Raw genomic sequence first — 17,669 nt, 5'->3', positions numbered from 1 at the left:
TATGTAGTATTTCTTCATGGATGCGGGCCGTCTGCGCATGCTGCGCGAACTCGCGGACCACGGCACGGTCTCCGCCGTGGCCCGGGCCCTGTCGATGACGCCCTCGGCCGTCTCACAACAACTGAAGATCCTGCAACGCGAGGCCGGCGTGATCCTGATCGAACCCGACGGCAGGCGCGTGCGCCTGACCGACGCCGGGCAGATGTTGGTCGGCCACGCCGATGCCGTGCTGGCCGCGCTGGACCGCGCCCGCGCTGAGATGGACACCTACCGCAGCACGCCGCACGGCACGGTCAGCGTGTCCTTCTTCCCCTCGGGAGCGGCGATGTTGTTGGCGCCGTTGATCATTCGGGCAGCTACACGGGGCGTGCAGGTACGCGGACGCGATGTCGACGTCCCGGCAGCGCGGGCACCGGCACAACTGGCCGAGTTCGACGTGGTGGTGGTGCACCGCGACGAGCGAGACCGGTCCGCGTGGGGTCCGCGGTTCGAGGCAACCTCGTTGTTACGGGAACCGTTGGATGTCCTCCTGCCGCCCCGGCACCACCTCGCCGGTCAGGGCGAGGTCCGGCTCGCGGAGTTGGCCGACGAGCACTGGATCGGTGTCGAGGGCGGACTGATGGTCGACGACGTGCTCAACTCGATCGCCATCCTGTCCGGCGTCCAACCCCGAATCAGTCAGCGGATCAACGATTTCCGCGTCGTCGAGGAATTAGTGCACGCAGGCACCGGCATCGCCCTGATGCCCCGCTACGTGATGCTGGCCCGCGACCTCGTTCGGGTACCGATCACCGACATCACCGTGGCCCGTCAGGTGCAGGCGATCACCCGAGCGGGCGCGCGGACGCGTCCTGCCGTGGCTGCGGTGCTCGACGAACTCGTTGCCGCCGCCGCCGAGATCAGCGCGCCGTAGCCCACATCGACACTGACCCCGACAGCGCTACAGGTACTGCCCCAGGTTCGACTCGGTGTCGATGGCGCGACTGGCCGAGGAACTCTTGCCGGTGACCAGCGTGCGGATGTAGACGATCCGCTCGCCCTTCTTGCCCGAGATCCGGGCCCAGTCATCGGGATTGGTGGTGTTGGGCAGGTCCTCGTTCTCGGCGAACTCGTCGACGATCGAATCCAGCAGGTGCTGAATACGCAGACCGGGCTGACCGGTCTCCAGCACGCTCTTGATCGCGTTCTTCTTCGCCCGGTCGACAACGTTCTGGATCATTGCCCCGGAGTTGAAGTCCTTGAAGTACATGACTTCTTTGTCACCGTTGGCGTAGGTGACCTCCAGGAAGCGGTTGTCGTCGATCTCGGCGTACATCCGGTCCACGACCTTCTCGATCATGGTCTTGATCGTCAGGGCCCGGTCACCGCCGAATTCGTCGAGGTCGTCGGCATGCACCGGAAGGTCCTCGGTCAGGTACTTCGAGAAGATGTCCTGGGCCGATTCGGCGTCGGGCCGCTCGATCTTGATCTTGACGTCGAGGCGGCCGGGTCGCAGGATCGCCGGATCGATCATGTCCTCGCGGTTGGAGGCGCCGATCACGATGACGTTCTCCAGCCCCTCCACACCGTCGATCTCACTGAGAAGCTGTGGGACGACGGTGGTTTCGACGTCAGAGCTGACGCCCGTGCCGCGAGTGCGGAAGATCGAGTCCATCTCGTCGAAGAACACGATCACCGGGGTGCCCTCGGAGGCCTTCTCGCGGGCCCGCTGGAAGATCAGCCGGATGTGCCGTTCGGTCTCACCGACGAACTTGTTCAGCAGCTCGGGGCCTTTGATGTTGAGGAAGTAGCTCTTCGCCTCGCGGGCATCGTCGCCGCGCACCTCGGCCATCTTCTTGGCCAGCGAATTCGCCACGGCCTTGGCGATCAGCGTCTTGCCGCAACCGGGCGGGCCGTAGAGCAGCACCCCCTTGGGCGGCCGCAGCGAATACTCGCGGTAGAGCTCTTTGTGCAGGAACGGCAGTTCCACGGCGTCGCGGATCTGCTCGATCTGCCGGCCCAGGCCACCGATGTCGTTGTAGCTGACATCGGGCACCTCTTCGAGCACGAGGTCCTCCACCTCGGCCTTGGGGATGCGTTCGAAGGCATACCCGGCTTTGGTGTCGACCAGCAGCGAATCGCCAGGACGCAGTTTGCGGGGGCGGCTGTCATCGAGCGCGCCCTCGTAGCCTTCGGGCAGGTCGGCGGCGGCGATCAGCGGCTCGGCCAGCCAGACGATGCGTTCCTCATCGGCGTGCCCGACCACCAGGGCCCGGTGCCCGTCGGCCAGGATCTCGCGCAGGGTGCTGATCTCTCCGACGGCCTCGAAGGTGCCGGCCTCGACCACGGTGAGCGCCTCGTTGAGCCGGACCGTCTGCCCCTGCTTGAGCGTGGCGGTCTCGATGTTCGGCGAGCAGGTGAGTCGCATCTTGCGGCCTGAGGTGAACACGTCGACGGTGTCGTCTTCGTGCGTGCCGAGCAGCACGCCGTACCCGCTGGGTGGCTGGCCCAGCCGGTCGACTTCCTCACGCAGCGCGAGCAGCTGTTGGCGTGCCTCTTTGAGGGTGTCCATCAGCTTGGCGTTGCGAGAGGCAAGCGAGTCGATGCGCGCCTCCAACTGGTGGACGTCGCGGGCGCTGCGCAGTCCGCTCTGGGGCCCTACCGCGTTCTCCAATTGCTCACGCAGAACAGCGGCCTCACGACGCAGCGCCTCCAACTCGGCGGCATCGTCGCCGGACATGTCCGAACGCTCTGACTCACTCATATTGCGCTCCCTCCCGCACCGTAAGTTGGTGCAGTAACAACTTCAACGCTACCGGCGATTCAGCCATTGTGTGCGCTCTAGGAATTAGACACACCAGCAGCACTGTTAGCCTCTTAGTTCAATTGGTCCGATCGAAAGGACAGTCGTGACCCCGAAATCCCTCGTTACCGGCTTTATCACCGCAGCTGCAGCCGCCGCCGTGGTGGGCGGAGCAGCGGCGGGTGTGACATCAATTGCATCCAGCGGTATGTCGGCGACCCCGGCCATCCAGCCGGTGGTGTTCGACGCACCCCTGCCGGCCGCGCCGGCACCGCAACTGGAGTCACCACTGGTCCAGACCCTTCAGGCGCTCGCCGGCCCTGGCTCGTTCAGCGGCAAGGCGCCTTACATCCAGGGCGGGATCGGCCGGATCGAGAGCATCGCCGCCGACCGCGCCTACAACAAGGCCGCCGCCGAAGGAAAGTTCCCGCTCACCTTCAACGTCGCCAACATCGAAGATCAGGGTGGCGTGGCGTTCGCGGACGTCACCGCGACCTCGGCCCTCGGTGGCACCGCGACCCAGAACATCCAGTTCGTCGCAGGCCCGAGCCCGACCGGCTGGCAGATCTCCAAGGGGTCGGCCCTGAACCTGCTGTCCTCGGTCGGCTGAGTAGGTAGTTGAACCGCAGCCGTATCGCAGTCCTGAGTGCCGCCACGATTGTGGCGGCACTTGGGCTCTGCGGGTGCAGTAGCGACGATCATCCCGCGAAAAGGTCACACCCGGCACCGACCACGTCGATGCCCGCAGCGGCGCCGGCCGAGCCGCCCGCTGCGCCGCTGCCGCCCGCCGATGCGCTGACCGGCGTGCTGTACCGGCTGGCCGATGTCAACGTTCCCGGGGGCGACAAAGTGGTTCTGGTGGAACAGGGCACCGCCGATGACGCCGCCGCACTCGACAAGTTCAGCCGCGCGCTGGCTGACAACGGCTTCTCCCCGCTGACCTTCGAGGCCACCGATCTGGCCTGGTCCCCGACGGAGCCGAACAACGTGGTGGCCACCGTCAAGGTGACCGCCGGCACCGACGACGAGCGTCAGTTCACGTTCCCGATGGAGTTCACCCCGCACGGCGACGGCTGGCAATTGACCAGACACACCGCCGACCTCCTACTGGTGATGGGCGCCGGCGGTCCCCCGCCCGCCACCACCCCACCCCGCTGAGCCGGTATGTGGATCGGCTGGCTGGAGTTCGACCTGCTGCTCGGTGACGTGCATTCGCTCAAACAAAAGCGCTCGGTCATCCGGCCGGTGATCGCCGAACTGAAGCGCAAGCTGGCAGTCTCGGCCGCCGAGAGCGGTTCACTGGACCTGCATCGTCGGGCCGGCATCGGCGTGGCGCTCGTGGCCGCCAACCGTGCTCATGTGGTGGAGGTGCTCGACGCCGCCGAACGCATGGTGGCCTCCCGGCCCGAACTCGAACTCCTGTCGACCCGTCGGGGTCTGCACCACAGCGACGACTGAGACGCCGGACGCTTGCCCCACGCGCGTTTTCCTCAGCGCCCCGCGCGCCGTTTTCTACCTGAGGGCGGTGATTCCCGCCGAGGCGCGACCGTGGGGCAGAAAGCGGCGTAGACGACTGGGCCGTCAGGCGCCCGACTCGGCCTCCTCGGACTCCACTGCCTCCACGGACTCCACGGACTCCACTGCCTCGACGGCAAGCTGACGCTTCTTGCGCAGTGGGACCGGGGCCACTGCACCGGGCGCCAACCTGCGCGCACTAACCAGAAAAGCGGTGTGCCCGCGCATGTTGTGTTCCGGGCGTACCGCCAGACCGACCACGTGCCAGCCGCGCTGCATGCTTTCCCAGGCCCGCGGCTCAGTCCAGCACTGCTGCTCGCGCAGCGCCTCCACGACCCGCGACAGCTGCGTCACGGTGGCGACGTAGACGATCAACACACCGCCGGGCACCAGGGCCTTGGCCACGGCCGGCAGCACCTCCCAAGGGGCGAGCATGTCGAGCACCACCCGGTCCATCTCGGGCCCGTCGTAGTCGGCGAGGTCGGCGACCACCAGGTCCCAATTCTCCGGGCGCTCACCGAAGAAGGTGATGACGTTGCGCTCGGCGGTCGGGGCGTGATCGTCACGGATCTCGTATGACGTCACCCGTCCCTCGGGTCCCACCGCCCGCAGCAGCGAGCATGTCAGCGCACCCGAGCCGGCACCGGCCTCCAGCACCCGTGCGCCCGGGAAGATGTCCCCCTCGTGCACGATCTGCGCGGCGTCCTTCGGATAGATCACCTGCGCCCCGCGCGGCATGGACATCACGTAGTCGACCAGCAGCGGGCGCAGCACCAGGAACTGATCGCCGTTGGTGGATTTGACCACGCTGCCCTCGGGCAACCCGATCACGTTGTCGAACGCGATGATGCCGCGATGAGTGTGGAACTCTCCGCCGGGGTTGAGCACCATCGTGTAGCGCCGGCCCTTGGCGTCGGTGAGTTGTACCCGGTCGCCAACGGCAAACGGTCCGGTCGGTCTCTTCGCTGCCACGGACGTCCAGCCTGCCAGTAGCCACACCGGCCGGGTGCGTGGGGGTTGCTCATTTTTGTCGGTGCCCGGTCCTAGGCTTGCGGATGTGAGTGAGGAACCGGCTTCGACGCCCCGCCGCCCGGCGTTGTCACCGTCGCGGGCCGGCGATTTCAAGCAGTGTCCGTTGCTGTACCGGTTCCGTGCCATCGACCGACTTCCGGAGCCGCGGTCCACCGCACAGCTGCGCGGGTCGCTGGTGCATGCCGCATTGGAGCAGCTCTACGGACTTCCGGCGGCCGAGCGGGTGCACGACACTGCGCTGACCCTGATCGAGCCGGCGTGGGAGCAGGTCCTCGCCGCCGAACCCGGGCTGGCCGAAACCGAGTACCCGGCCACGTTGCTCACCGAGGCACGCGCGTTGTTGTCGGGGTACTACCGGCTTGAGGATCCGACGCGGTTCGATCCACAGTGCTGCGAGCACCGCCTCGAGGTCGAGTTGGCTGACGGCACCCTGTTGCGCGGATTCGTCGACCGGATCGATGTCGCGCCTTCGGGCGAGTTGCGGGTGGTCGACTACAAGACCGGCAAAGCGCCGCCGGCGGCACGGGCGCAGGCTGAGTTCAAAGCGATGTTCCAGATGAAGTTCTATGCCGTGGCGTTGCTGCGGTCGCGCGGCGTGATGCCGGCGCGGCTGCGGTTGTTGTACCTCGCCGACGGTCAGGTGCTCGACTACTCCCCCAGCCACGACGAGCTGTTGCGGTTTGAGCGCACGCTGATGGCGATCTGGCAGGCCATCCAGGTGGCCGGGGCCACCGGAGACTTCCGGCCCAACCCGTCGCGGCTGTGCTCGTGGTGCGCACACCAGAACCTGTGCCCGGCGTTCGGAGGCACGCCGCCACCGTATCCGGGCTGGCCAGAATCAGGAGCTGCATGATCGGGTGTCACTATCATCGGCTCGGTGCCGATGGTGAGTATCAGCTGTTCGAGTCCACCGCCGACACCCGGAGCAACTGGGATCCGGCGATTCAGCACGGTTCACCGCCGCTGGCGCTGCTGACCAAGGCGATCGAAGAGTTGACCGCTGGTTCGGGTCTGCGGGTCGGGCGTTTGACGCTCGACATCCTGGGCGCGATTCCCGTTGCACCCGTGCGGGTTCGGGCATGGGTCGATCGGCCCGGCAGCCGGATCTCGATGGCCGTCTCGGAGATGGAGGCGGCCCGCGCGGACGGCTCGTGGCGTGCAGTCGCTCGGGTGACGGCCTGGCTATTGGCGCCCAGTGACACCAGTGATGTGGCCACCGACCGCTTCCCACCGTTGCTGGAGGGTGAGGCCGCCGAGGTGGCGCACAGTTGGGAGGGCGCTGCAGGTTACCTCGACACCGTGACGTGGCGACGCCAGCGCACCACCGAAGGTGAGGCCGCTGTGGCGTGGATGAGTCCGCTGACGCCCGTGGTCGACGACGAAGAGACGACGGCCCTGCAACGCCTGGCGCTCGTGGTGGATTCGGCGAATGGCATTGGTGCGGCGTTGGATCCGCAGAAGTTCATCTTCATGAACACCGACACCTCCGTGCATCTGCACCGGCTCCCGGTCGGCTCCGATTTCGCCGTTCGGGCCCGTGGTTCGATCGGTCCGGATGGTATCGGCGTGACCACAGCGGAAATCTTTGACCGCCAAGGATTTATCGGCACCTCCGCGCAAACCTTGTTGGTGATGCGCGCGCCAGGTTAGATGCTTTGGTCCAACAGCGTCTCAGGCTGACGCGATCCCGCTCATACTGGCACAAGGGACGATAGGTCACGCCGAGGCTGGGGGCTCCGATGACATCTCAAACTGAACGTTCTCGGACGGTCGTACAGGAGTTCGTGAGTGCGATCGGGGAAGCCAGGTTCGATGATGCTCGACGGCTGCTGCACGACGATTTCGTGATCCATGCGGCCGGGGACGTTCCGTACCGCGGCGACTACCTCGGCCCCGACGGCTTTTTCGATCTCATCGCGCAGATGTTCACGGTGCTAGAGCTCACACCGAGCCCGGACATGCGGTACATCGCCGACCACGACACGGTGGCGCTCCACTACCGCCTGAATTTCACGGCACGCGCCTCTGGAGCGACTGCCGAAATGGCCGTGACCGAGGTGGTGACGGTTCGAGAAGGCCTGATCACCGAACTCGACGTGTTCTACAAGAATCCGTCGGCCGTTACCGCACTGCTGGCCGAATAACTTTCAGCGCCGAACAGATCGCAGCTCAGATACTCCCCGGCATTCCCGGAATGCTCCCAGGCATGCCGGGAGGCGGACCACTGCCGTAAGGCATTCCGTCGGGCATCATGCTGCCCGGCAGATCGCTGCCGACCGGCGGCGGCATGGCCGGCGCCGGCGGCGCGTACGGACCTCCCGCGCACACCGGATCGATCGGCGACGAAATGCATGCGGAATCAGACGGACCGGTGGGCGCCCCGAATCCGCTGTCCGTGCACTCGGCCAGGTACGGCTCCGCGACACAATTGGGATCATCTGAGTTGGGGTTCGCGTTCGCCGGGGCGGCCACACCCATGGCAGCCATCCCGATCAGCACGGCGGCAACTGCAATTCTCATCTTTGCTCCTCACGCCAAGGCCGATGGTTACACGCCTGGCTACCGCGTGAGGACGAAATCGAATTTCCCACCCGCCTTTGGTAATTGACGCTGACGTCGCTGAAATCCGCCGCTGACGATCACCACGCGTTCAACGCAGTGGGTCGCTCACTCCAGTGGCTTCAGCTCCTGCAGCATCGTCGGCACCAGCTCACTGACCGTCGGGTGGATGTGCATGGTCCGCGATATCGCGGTGTAGGGCAGTTTGGCGGTCATGACGTCGAGGATCGAATGCACCACCTCGTCCCCGCCCACACCGAGGATCGCCGCACCGAGGATCTCCTCGGTCTCGGCATCCACCAGCACTTTCATGAAGCCCTGCGTCTCACCCTTCTCCACGGCCCGCCCGACCCGGGTCATCGGGCGCTTGCCCACCAACGCCTTCCGGCCTGATGCCCGCACCTGGTCGACGGTCATGCCGGCCCGGCCCAGCGGCGGGTCGATGTAGAGCGCATAGGTGGTGACGCGGTCACTCACGCGGCGGGGATCGTCGTCGAAAAGGTTGGCCGCGACGATCTCGTAGTCGTTGTAGGACGTGTGGGTGAACGCCCCTTTGCCGTTGCAGTCCCCCATCGCCCAGATGTGCTCGGCGGTGGTGCGGAGTTGATCATCGACGACGATGTAGCCGCGCCGGTCGACGTCCACGCCGGCGTTCTCCAGCCCGAGGTCGTCGGTGTTGGGTGCGCGTCCCACCGCGAGCAGCAGATGGGTTCCCCAGATCGGATCCGCACCATCGCGAGGCGTGACTTCGAAGCCGTTGTCGCGCTTGGTGAACCGGATACCCGTGGCGTCGAGCACCACCGAGATGTCCTCGGCCCGCAAGATTTCGGCGATGGCGGCCGAGACGTCCTCGTCTTCGCGCGAGGTCAGCCGCGGGCCCTTCTCGATTACCGTGACGCGCGAACCGAACCGGCGGTACATCTGCGCGAACTCCAGTGCGATATAGCTGCCGCCCACGATTACCAGATGTTCCGGAAGCACATCGAGGTCCAGGACACCGACGTTGGTCAAATAGTCGATGCCGTCCAGGCCGGGAAAGTCGGGAACCACTGCGCGCCCACCGACATTGAGGAAGATGCGCTCGGCCCGCAGTAATTGACCATCGACATCGATGGTGTGCGGGTCGACGAACCGGGCATGTCCGCGGATGAGGGTGGCGCCGTCCATGCCGTCGAGCCAATCCTCGACGCCGCGGCGGTCGGCCAGCATGATCGCATCTTTGCGGGCTTTCACCTTGGCCATGTCGACGACGACTTCGCCTGTGCGCACACCGAAGTCAGCCCCGCGGCGCGCCATGTGGGCAGCATGCGCGCTGGCAACGAGAGTCTTGGTGGGAATGCAGCCGTAGTTGACGCAGGTTCCGCCCACCAGCTTGCGTTCGATCACCGCGACAGTCTGCCCCGCCGAGGTCAACCGACCGGCCAGCGGTGGGCCGGCTTGGCCCGCACCGATGACGATGGCGTCGAAATTGCGTGCGGGCGCCATGGTTCAGACGACCGCGGTCAGCGCGGCGACGCCGAGACCGCCAAGCACCGCAACGGCGTCCTCCACCAAGGCGATCGGCAGGTCACGACCGCCGGTGGCGGCGACCAGACGCTTACGCGCCTCATAGCCACCGAGGGTGCCCAGCACCGCGCCGATCAGACCCGCACCCAGGCCGCCGAACGTGTATCCCCATGCGGTGCCGATCACCGCCCCGGCGAAACCACCGGTGATCAGCCGGGCGATGAACTGCACCGCCGTCTTACGGCTCGGCGTGCTCGGCAGTTGATCGGTAACCAGTTCGCCCACAGCAAGAATCGTCAACACGGTGACCGTGACCGGATGCGCCAGCCATTCCACCCAGGTGCCGTCGAGGTTGATCCAGCTCAATGTGGCGGCCCAGGCCACGACGGCCGGCGCAGTGAAAGCCCGGAGACCGGCCACCACGCCGATCAGCAGCGCCAACAACAGAACCAGAAAATGCGTCACGGCAACCTCCGAGGGCCTGGACTTGTCCCCCGGACGCTAACACGCAGAACGACGCGGCACGCGCCGATCAGAAACGGCAGAACCGAATATCTGATGCCAGTATCGCTTTGGCGCCGATCGCCGATATCTCATCCATGATGGCGTTGACGTCGCGGCGCGGCACCAGCGCGCGCACGGCCACCCAGTCCGGATCGGCCAGCGGTGCGATGGTCGGTGATTCCAGCCCCGGCGTCGCCTGGGTGGCCTTCTCCAGAACCGCACGCGGGCAGTCGTAATCCAGCATCAGGTACTGCTGGCCGAAGACCACACCCTGCACCCGCGCGGTGAGTTGATCGCGCGCGGCGGCGTTGCCGTCGCCCTGAGCGCCGTCGCGTTCGATCAGCACTGCCTCCGATTCACACAGCGGCGCACCGAACGCCACCAGATCATGCAGCCCGAGCGTGCGACCCGAGCCGACCACGTCGGCAATCACGTCGGCGACACCGAGCTGGATCGAGATCTCCACCGCGCCGTCGAGCCGGATGACCGAGGCCTCGATGCCCTGCGCCGCGAGATCCTTGCGAACCAGGTTCGGAAACGAGGTCGCGATGCGCTTGCCCGCCAGATCCTGCGTGGTCCACTCCCGACCGGCCGGGCCGGCGTAGCGGAACGTGGAGTTGCCGAATCCCAGCGCCAGGCGTTCACGAACCGGGGCATCCGAATCGGCGGCCAGATCACGTCCGGTGATGCCCAGGTCGAGTTCGCCTGAGCCGACGTAGATCGCGATGTCCTTGGGCCGGAGGAAGAAGAACTCGACGTTGTTGATCGGGTCGACGACGGTCAGGTCCTTGGGATCACGCCGGCGCCGGTATCCCGCCTCGGAGAGGATCTCGGCGGCCGATTCGCTCAGTGACCCCTTGTTGGGGACGGCAACGCGCAACATCTGATCGGCCACGTTCACAGCTTCCGGTAGACGTCGTCGAGGGTCAGACCGCGGGAGAGCAGCAGCACCTGCGTCCAGTACAGCAACTGGCTGACCTCCTCGGCGAGCGATTCGTCGCTCTCGTGCTCGGCGGCCAGCCATACCTCGCCGGCCTCCTCCAGGATCTTCTTGCCGAGCCCATGGATGCCGGCGTCAAGTGCGGCGACCGTGCCGCTACCGGCGGGTCTGGTGCGCGCTTTGTCGCTGAGTTCGGCGAACAGGGCATCGAAGGTCTTCACAGCAGTGAATTGTTTCATGCTCGGTGGGGGTCGGTTTGTGCGGTGCAATAGAAGCGTGAGCGAATCAGCCGACTGCCCGTTGCCGACGTACACCGCCCGGGTCGCCGAGATCCGGGCGATCCTGGCCAAGCATCTTCCCGTCGAGCACCTGATTCAGAACAACCGCACCGCCAATCCGATCCGGCCCCTCGATTGCCTGGCGGCGGCCTGGGGTCCGGATGTCGCCGCGGCCGCGGCGCTGACGGTGGCCATCCATCCGATCGACGACGCGACGGTGGCGCGTGAGGAGTTACGTCAGGCAGCGGACTTCACACCGGCGACCTATGAGGTGCGACGCGACGAGCCCGACGAGTTCGCCCTGGTGCAGACGACGCTGGCCAGCGTCCGGGTCCTCGTCGGTGATTGCGAGGTCTATCTGGCCCACCGGGACATCTCCCCGGAGAAGCTGGTCGAGGCGGCCGTCGAGATCGCCCGCAGTATCGGCGCCGGGCCGTACATCGACGACTACGAGCCGCCCGCCTGAGCGCCAGGTGTACCGCTACGTCTTCAACACCTCGGCGTGCATGTCTTCGAGGTTCTTGCCCTTGGTCTCCTCGACCCAGCGCCACACGAAGAGGAACGACAGCACCGCGCAGATCGCATAGAACCCGTATGCCGCCCCGAGCATGTTGCGCAATTCCGGGAACGACACGGTGATGAGCCAGTTCGCCGCCCACTGCCCCGCGGCCGCCAGACCGAGCGCGGCCGCGCGGATCCGGTTGGGGAACATCTCTCCGAGCAGCACCCACACCACCGGCCCCCATGACATACCGAAGGCCACCACGAACAGGTTGGCCGCGACCAGCGCTATCGGACCGGTGATACCACCGAGGAAGGGCTGTTGCTCCATCAAACCCGTCGAGGTGTTGAGTACCTCATGCGTCTTTGCCGTACCGAAGATCACGGCCATCGTGCCCAGTGTCACCGCCATTCCCAACGACCCGATCAGCAGCAACGGTTTACGGCCCACCCGGTCGATCAATGCGATCGCGATCAGCGTGGTCAAGATGTTGGTCACCGAGGTGATGACGGTGATGACGAACGACGAATTCTCGTCGAATCCGACGGCCTGCCACAGCACGTTCGAGTAATAGAAGATCACGTTGATGCCGACGAACTGCTGGAAAACGGACAGGCCAAGACCCACCCACACGATGCCGTAGACCCCACCGGTCGGTTTACGTAGATCACGCCAGGCTGCGGGCTTCTCCTGCTTGAGGGTGTCCTGGATGCGGTTCAGGGTGATCTCGAGGTTCTTCTCGCCCAGCAGCCGTGAGAGCACCTTGCGTGCTTCGGGAATGCGGTGTGTGGCAACCAGATACCGGGGCGACTCGGGGATCGTGAACGTCAGCAGACCGTAGACGGTCGCCGGAATCGCCATCATCAAGAACATCCACCGCCACGCCTCCATGTTCAGCCACAGTTCCTTGGTGGCGTCCCCGGCGAGGCGGGCCAGCAGCGCATCGATGCTCAGCGACAGGAAGATGCCGCAGACGATGGCCAACTGCTGCAGGGACCCCAACCGTCCGCGGATTCCCGGCGGTGAGGTTTCGGCGATGTAGGCCGGCGCGATCACCGAGGCGATGCCCACACCGATGCCGCCGACGATGCGGAACAGGACCACCACCCAGACGCTGGGGGCCAGCCCGGTGCCGATCGCGCTGATGAAGAAGAACACCGCGGCGATCTTCATGACGGCGAGTCGACCGATGCGGTCGGCGATCCGGCCCGCCGTCAGCGCCCCGACGGCCGCTCCCAGCAGTGCCGAGGCCACCGCGAATCCCAGGATCTTGTTGTCGATGTCGAAGTTCTTCTGGACGGCGTCGACCGCGCCGTTGATCACCGCGCTGTCGTAGCCGAACAACAACCCACCGAGGGCGGCGACCGAAGCGATCCGCACGGCGCTGCGCCCCGACGAGAAATACTCGTCGTCGTGGACCGACGAAGTACCGCCGCTTACCGGACCATGTGACATGACCTGTCCTCTCCGCGCCGTCGGGTGACCAGTCATCATCACCTTGGCACAGTGAGCCCAAAGGTCGGGCCATATCCGGGTAGCTGACTTCGGCGCGTCTCAGACGCCGCGGGCACCCGAGCCGACGGCCAGTTCGGCGTGGATGGAACGCAGATCCCAGACACCGAGGGCGCCCAGCGTTTCCGCGTGCCGACGGCCCGGGCCCTGCGGCACCTCGATGTCGTTGGGCACCACCAGCACGGAACAGCCGGCGGACTCCGCAGAGGTCGTACCGGTCACCGAGTCCTCGACTGCCAGGCAGTCGGCCGGCACCACGCCGAGCAGCTCGGTGGCCCGCAGATACGGATCCGGTGCCGGCTTGCCGTTCGGTACCTCGTCGCCGCAGACGATCACCGAGAAGTAATGGCGGCCAATGCTATTCAAGGCTCGCTCGGCGAGATCTCGGCGCGTGTTGGTGACGAGCGCCATCGGGACGCCCGCCGCGGACAATCCCTCGAGCATCTCCTGGGCACCCGGCCGCCAGGGCAGGCCCTGGTCGAACAGCTCACCGGTGTAATCGTGCAACCAATCCGCCGACTCGGCCATCGCGGCCGGATCCGGCTCGAGACCGAGGTCGTCGTAGACGATGCGCATCACAGATTCCGACGAGCCGCCGACCGTGGACTCGCGCACCTCGGGTGTGAGCACCGCGCCCATGCGGGCATACAGCGCGTGCATCGCAATGTCCCAGAGCTTTTCGGAGTCGACAAGGGTGCCGTCCATGTCCCACAGCACCGCCCGCATGATCCGATTGTCCCATCGCACAACCGAGCTCGCGAAATCATGTGACTCAACGCACTGCGGGGCGCCGGGTTTCGGCTCAGTCCTCCGGGTTGTAGGCGAGGTTGGAGGACAACCAGCGCTCGGCTTCGGCCAGGGTCCAGCCCTTGCGCTTCGCGTAATCGGCGACCTGGTCCTGGGCCACCCGGCCGACCACGAAGTACTGCGACTGCGGGTGCGAGAAGTACCAGCCGCTGACCGCCGCGCCGGGCCACATCGCCATCGACTCGGTCAGCTCGATGCCGGTGCGCTCATGGACGTCCATCAACTTCCAGAGCGTCGCCTTCTCGGTGTGTTCCGGGCAGGCCGGGTAGCCGGGGGCGGGACGGATGCCGACGTACTTCTCGGCGATCAGCGCGTCGTTGTCCAGCTGTTCGTCGGGCTGGTATCCCCAGAACTCCTCGCGGACCCGCTGATGCATGCGTTCGGCGAAGGCCTCGGCCAACCGGTCGGCCAGTGACTCCAGCAGGATGGCGCTGTAGTCGTCGAGGGCGGCCTTGAACTCCATGATCTTGTCCTGGCTGCCGAGCCCGGCGGTGACGGCGAAGGCGCCGATATAGTCCGGCACCCCAGTCTCCTTGGGAGCGATGAAGTCTCCCAACGATCGGTTCGGGATGCCGTCGCGGTGCTCGCCCTGCTGGCGCAGGTTGTGCAGCGTGGTCAACACCTCGGTGCGGCTCTCGTCGGTGTAGACCTCGACGTCGTCGCCGACGGCGTTCGCCGGGAAGAAGCCGATCACCCCGTTGGCCGTCAGCCACTTCTCCTTGATCAGCGTGTCGAGCATCTCCTGGGCGTCGTCGTAGAGCTTGCGGGCGGTCTCACCGGTGGCCGGGTTGTTGAGGATGTCGGGGAAACGGCCCTTCATCTCCCAGGCGTTGAAGAACGGCTGCCAGTCGATGTACTCGCGCAACTCGGCCAGGTCGTACTCGTGGAAATCTCGCACGCCGAGACCGTGGGCGGGCACCGGCGGCGTGTAGCCGTCCCAGTCGATCGGCGTGCGGTTGGCGCGCGCCTTCTCCAGCGTCAGCATCGGCCGCTCGTTCTTCTGGGCGTGCCGCTCGCGCAAGGCCGCGTAGTCCTTCTCGGTGGCCTCCAGCAGCGCCGGGCGCTGCTTGTCGTCGAGCAGCGCGGCAGCGACCGGCACGGAACGGGAGGCGTCCTTGACCCAGACCACCGGACCGCTACGCCGCGGCGAGATCTTCACCGCGGTGTGCGCGCGCGAGGTGGTCGCGCCACCGATCAGCAACGGGATCTCCAGGCCCTCGCGTTCCATCTCGACGGCGAAGTTGGACATCTCGTCCAGGGACGGGGTGATCAGGCCGGACAGCCCGATGATGTCGGCGTCGTGCTCCCTGGCCGCATCCAGGATTTTCTGCGCCGGCACCATCACGCCGAGGTCGATCACCTCGAAGTTGTTGCACTGCAAGACAACTCCGACGATGTTCTTGCCGATGTCGTGGACGTCGCCCTTGACCGTCGCCATCACGATCGTGCCGTTGGTGTCCTTGGAGTCGCCGGGCTGCTTCTCGGCCTCGATGTACGGCAGCAGGTAGGCGACGGCCTTCTTCATCACCCGGGCCGACTTCACCACCTGTGGCAGGAACATCTTGCCCGAGCCGAAGAGGTCCCCGACGACGTTCATCCCGTCCATCAACGGACCCTCGATCACCTCGATCGGGCGGCCGCCCGACGCGGCGATCTCGGCCCGCAGTTCCTCGGTGTCCTCCTCGACGTGGACATCGATGCCCTTGACCAGGGCGTGGGTGATCCGCTCCCGGACCGGCAGGGAGCGCCACTCGGCAGCCTGCGGGTCCTCGTCCTTCCCGGACTTGTTGAAGCGTTCGGCGATCTCGAGCAACCGCTCCGCGGCGTCGGCGCGACGGTTGAGCACCACGTCCTCGATGCGGTCCCGCAGCTCGGGATCGATCGAGTCGTAGGGCACCAGGGCACCCGCGTTCACGATGCCCATGTCCAGACCCGCTTTGATGGCGTGGTAGAGGAACACCGCGTGGATCGCCTCGCGGACCGGGTTGTTGCCCCGGAACGAGAACGACACGTTCGAGATACCGCCGGAGAGGTGCACTCCGGGCAGGTTCTCCTTGATCCAGGCGCAGGCCTCGATGAAGTCGATCCCGTAGGTGGCGTGCTCCTCGATACCGGTGGCCAGCGCGAAGCAGTTCGGGTCGAAGATGATGTCCTCGGCCGGGAAGTCGACCTTCTCGGTCAGGATTCGGTAGGCACGGCCGCAGATCTCCTTGCGGCGCTCCAGGTTGTCGGCCTGCCCCTGCTCGTCGAAGGCCATCACGACGACGGCGGCGCCGAACTTGCGGCACAACTGCGCCTCGCGGATGAACTTCTCCTCGCCCTCCTTCATGGAGATCGAGTTGACGATCGGCTTGCCCTGGACGTTCTTCAAGCCCGTCTCGATGACCTCCCACTTGGAGGAGTCGATCATCACCGGGACGCGGCTGATGTCCGGCTCGGAGGCGATCAGCTTGGTGAACCGGTCCATCGCGGCGACGCCGTCGATCATGCCCTCGTCCATGTTGATGTCGATGACCTGTGCACCGACCTCGACCTGCTGCAGGGCCACCGACAGCGCGGTGTCGTAGTCCTCGGCCTTGATCAGGTTGCGGAAGCGGGCCGAGCCGGTGATGTTGGTGCGCTCACCGATGTTGACGAACAGGGAGTCCTCGGTGATGTTGAGCGGCTCCAGGCCGGCCAACCGGGTGGCGACCGGGATCTCGGGCACCTGCCGCGGTGGCTTCCCCTCGACGACCTTGGCGATCTCGGCGATGTGCGCGGGCGTCGTGCCGCAGCATCCGCCGGCCAGGTTGAGCAGGCCGTCCTGAGCGAACTCCGCGATGTAGGAGGCCTGACGCTGCGGCGTCTCGTCGTACTCGGCGAAGGCGTTGGGCAGGCCGGCATTCGGGTAGCAGGACACGAACGTGTCGGCGACCCGTGCCATCTCGGCGATGTAGGGCCTCATCTCCGGTGCGCCCAGCGCACAGTTGAGGCCGACCGCGAGCGGCTTGGCGTGCCGGATCGAGTTCCAGAACGCCTCGGTGACCTGGCCGGACAGCGTCCGCCCGGACGCATCGGTGATCGTGCCGGAGATGATCACCGGCCAGCGCCGGCCGCGCTCCTCGAACAGGGTCTCGAGGGCGAACACCGCGGCCTTGGCGTTGAGCGTGTCGAAGATCGTCTCGACGATGATGATGTCGGAACCACCGTCGACCAAGCCCTTGGCTGATTCGAGGTAGGCGGCGACCAGCTGGTCGTAGGAGACGTTGCGGGCTCCGGGATCGTTGACGTCCGGTGAGATCGACGCGGTACGTGTCGTCGGCCCCAGTGCCCCGGCGACGTAGCGGGGCTTGTCAGCGGTGCTGTACTCGTCGCAGGCCGCCCGGGCCAGCGCGGCGCCGGCGTAGTTCAGTTCGTAACTGAACTCCTCCATGCCGTAGTCGCCCAGCGACACCGCGTTGGCGTTGAAGGTGTTGGTCTCCAGGATGTCGGCGCCGGCCTCGAGGTATTCGCGGTGGATCGCCTCGATGATGTGCGGCTGCGTCAGGTTGAGCAGGTCGTTGTTGCCCTGCAGATCGCTGGGCCAGTCCTTGAACCGCTCGCCGCGGTAACCGGCCTCGTCCGGGCGGTCGCGCTGGATCGCCGTACCCATCGCGCCGTCGATCACCATGATCCGCTCGCGCAGGGTAGCCGTCAGGTCCTCGGTGCAGTCGGGGCGGATGTTCGGCTCGAAGGTGTCCGACGCCTTCGCAT

The 17,669-nt window shown here is 66.1% G+C and carries 18 protein-coding genes; 8 read left to right on the top strand and 10 right to left on the bottom strand.

Going from position 1 to position 17,669, the window contains the following annotated elements; genetic code table 11:
- Positions 1–16 precede the first annotated feature (16 nt).
- Positions 17–913 (top strand): LysR family transcriptional regulator, encoded by an 897-nt coding sequence (locus A5699_RS15145; protein WP_067770618.1) that lies wholly within the window; start codon positions 17–19, stop codon positions 911–913.
- Between the two features lie 27 nt (positions 914–940).
- Here the strand turns inward: A5699_RS15145 and arc are convergent, their stop codons facing one another.
- Positions 941–2,743, bottom strand: coding sequence for a proteasome ATPase (arc, locus tag A5699_RS15140; RefSeq protein ID WP_067770616.1), 1,803 nt, complete (start codon positions 2,741–2,743; stop codon positions 941–943).
- A 145-nt stretch (positions 2,744–2,888) separates the two neighbouring features.
- Here arc and A5699_RS15135 point away from each other — a divergent pair, with 145 nt between their 5' ends.
- The 3 genes from A5699_RS15135 to A5699_RS15125 are packed head-to-tail and all read left to right on the top strand — an operon-like array spanning position 2,889 to position 4,240.
- Positions 2,889–3,392, top strand: coding sequence for a hypothetical protein (locus A5699_RS15135; protein ID WP_067770614.1), 504 nt, complete (start codon positions 2,889–2,891; stop codon positions 3,390–3,392).
- A gap of 8 nt (positions 3,393–3,400) precedes the next feature.
- Positions 3,401–3,940 (top strand): hypothetical protein, encoded by a 540-nt coding sequence (locus tag A5699_RS15130; RefSeq protein WP_067770612.1) that lies wholly within the window; start codon positions 3,401–3,403, stop codon positions 3,938–3,940.
- Between the two features lie 6 nt (positions 3,941–3,946).
- Positions 3,947–4,240, top strand: a complete 294-nt coding sequence (locus A5699_RS15125) for a DUF503 domain-containing protein (protein WP_067770610.1) — start codon at positions 3,947–3,949, stop codon at positions 4,238–4,240.
- 123 nt (positions 4,241–4,363) lie between these two features.
- On the opposite strand, the gene A5699_RS15120 is transcribed toward A5699_RS15125, so the two are convergent.
- The gene (locus tag A5699_RS15120) at positions 4,364–5,269 is read right to left on the bottom strand and encodes a tRNA (adenine-N1)-methyltransferase (protein ID WP_082957723.1); all 906 of its coding nucleotides are present in this window, start codon (positions 5,267–5,269) and stop codon (positions 4,364–4,366) included.
- Between the two features lie 85 nt (positions 5,270–5,354).
- On the opposite strand from A5699_RS15120, the gene A5699_RS15115 reads away from it, so the two are divergent.
- From A5699_RS15115 to A5699_RS15105, 3 genes are all read left to right on the top strand, one after another.
- Complete coding sequence (locus tag A5699_RS15115) at positions 5,355–6,182, top strand: RecB family exonuclease (RefSeq protein WP_067770608.1); 828 nt, start codon at positions 5,355–5,357, stop codon at positions 6,180–6,182.
- Positions 6,179–6,979, top strand: coding sequence for a thioesterase family protein (locus A5699_RS15110; protein WP_067770606.1), 801 nt, complete (start codon positions 6,179–6,181; stop codon positions 6,977–6,979). Before A5699_RS15115 ends, A5699_RS15110 begins: the two co-directional genes overlap by 4 nt.
- A 134-nt stretch (positions 6,980–7,113) precedes the next feature.
- On the top strand, positions 7,114–7,473 hold the full coding sequence (locus tag A5699_RS15105; protein ID WP_067770604.1) for a nuclear transport factor 2 family protein: 360 nt from the start codon (positions 7,114–7,116) through the stop codon (positions 7,471–7,473).
- A gap of 25 nt (positions 7,474–7,498) precedes the next feature.
- Here the strand turns inward: A5699_RS15105 and A5699_RS15100 are convergent, their stop codons facing one another.
- From A5699_RS15100 to A5699_RS15080, 5 genes are all read right to left on the bottom strand, one after another.
- Entirely contained in the window at positions 7,499–7,849 is a 351-nt protein-coding gene (locus A5699_RS15100; RefSeq protein WP_157561276.1) for a hypothetical protein, read from the bottom strand.
- Positions 7,850–7,996: 147 nt separating this feature from the next.
- Positions 7,997–9,373, bottom strand: coding sequence for an FAD-containing oxidoreductase (locus tag A5699_RS15095; RefSeq protein ID WP_067770600.1), 1,377 nt, complete (start codon positions 9,371–9,373; stop codon positions 7,997–7,999).
- 3 nt (positions 9,374–9,376) lie between these two features.
- Entirely contained in the window at positions 9,377–9,859 is a 483-nt protein-coding gene (locus tag A5699_RS15090) for a DUF4126 family protein (protein ID WP_067770597.1), read from the bottom strand.
- Positions 9,860–9,926: 67 nt separating this feature from the next.
- Positions 9,927–10,781 (bottom strand): ATP phosphoribosyltransferase, encoded by an 855-nt coding sequence (gene hisG / locus A5699_RS15085; RefSeq protein ID WP_067770647.1) that lies wholly within the window; start codon positions 10,779–10,781, stop codon positions 9,927–9,929.
- A 14-nt stretch (positions 10,782–10,795) separates the two neighbouring features.
- Complete coding sequence (locus A5699_RS15080; protein ID WP_067770595.1) at positions 10,796–11,077, bottom strand: phosphoribosyl-ATP diphosphatase; 282 nt, start codon at positions 11,075–11,077, stop codon at positions 10,796–10,798.
- Between the two features lie 37 nt (positions 11,078–11,114).
- Here A5699_RS15080 and A5699_RS15075 point away from each other — a divergent pair, with 37 nt between their 5' ends.
- Positions 11,115–11,582: a hypothetical protein gene (locus tag A5699_RS15075; RefSeq protein WP_067770593.1), complete on the top strand. Its 468-nt coding sequence runs from the start codon at positions 11,115–11,117 to the stop codon at positions 11,580–11,582.
- Positions 11,583–11,597: 15 nt separating this feature from the next.
- Here the strand turns inward: A5699_RS15075 and A5699_RS15070 are convergent, their stop codons facing one another.
- The 3 genes from A5699_RS15070 to metH all read right to left on the bottom strand — a co-directional run bounded on the left by A5699_RS15070 (position 11,598) and on the right by metH (position 17,637).
- On the bottom strand, positions 11,598–13,073 hold the full coding sequence (locus tag A5699_RS15070) for a sugar porter family MFS transporter (protein ID WP_067770591.1): 1,476 nt from the start codon (positions 13,071–13,073) through the stop codon (positions 11,598–11,600).
- Positions 13,074–13,172: 99 nt separating this feature from the next.
- On the bottom strand, positions 13,173–13,856 hold the full coding sequence (locus A5699_RS15065; protein WP_067770588.1) for an HAD family phosphatase: 684 nt from the start codon (positions 13,854–13,856) through the stop codon (positions 13,173–13,175).
- 76 nt (positions 13,857–13,932) lie between these two features.
- On the bottom strand, positions 13,933–17,637 hold the full coding sequence (gene metH / locus A5699_RS15060; protein ID WP_067770645.1) for a methionine synthase: 3,705 nt from the start codon (positions 17,635–17,637) through the stop codon (positions 13,933–13,935).
- Positions 17,638–17,669: the final 32 nt, after the last annotated feature.

Origin of the sequence: Mycobacterium sp. E802, from assembly GCF_001666875.1 — a bacterium.
Classification (GTDB): Bacteria; Actinomycetota; Actinomycetes; order Mycobacteriales; family Mycobacteriaceae; genus Mycobacterium.
The sequence above is the reverse complement of the archived record's forward strand: the minus strand, read 5'-3'. Positions and strand labels throughout refer to the sequence as shown.

What these genes read in the sequence shown, in the direction of transcription:
- A5699_RS15070 (WP_067770591.1), bottom strand. Translation starts at nt 13,073, where the DNA reads ATGTCACATGGTCCGGTAAGCGGCGGTACTTCGTCGGTCCACGACGAC.
- A5699_RS15125 (WP_067770610.1), top strand. Translation starts at nt 3,947, where the DNA reads ATGTGGATCGGCTGGCTGGAGTTCGACCTGCTGCTCGGTGACGTGCAT.
- A5699_RS15095 (WP_067770600.1), bottom strand. Translation starts at nt 9,373, where the DNA reads ATGGCGCCCGCACGCAATTTCGACGCCATCGTCATCGGTGCGGGCCAA.
- A5699_RS15080 (WP_067770595.1), bottom strand. Translation starts at nt 11,077, where the DNA reads ATGAAACAATTCACTGCTGTGAAGACCTTCGATGCCCTGTTCGCCGAA.
- A5699_RS15065 (WP_067770588.1), bottom strand. Translation starts at nt 13,856, where the DNA reads ATGCGGGCGGTGCTGTGGGACATGGACGGCACCCTTGTCGACTCCGAA.
- arc (WP_067770616.1), bottom strand. Translation starts at nt 2,743, where the DNA reads ATGAGTGAGTCAGAGCGTTCGGACATGTCCGGCGACGATGCCGCCGAG.
- A5699_RS15100 (WP_157561276.1), bottom strand. Translation starts at nt 7,849, where the DNA reads ATGAGAATTGCAGTTGCCGCCGTGCTGATCGGGATGGCTGCCATGGGT.
- hisG (WP_067770647.1), bottom strand. Translation starts at nt 10,781, where the DNA reads ATGTTGCGCGTTGCCGTCCCCAACAAGGGGTCACTGAGCGAATCGGCC.
- A5699_RS15145 (WP_067770618.1), top strand. Translation starts at nt 17, where the DNA reads ATGGATGCGGGCCGTCTGCGCATGCTGCGCGAACTCGCGGACCACGGC.
- A5699_RS15110 (WP_067770606.1), top strand. Translation starts at nt 6,179, where the DNA reads ATGATCGGGTGTCACTATCATCGGCTCGGTGCCGATGGTGAGTATCAG.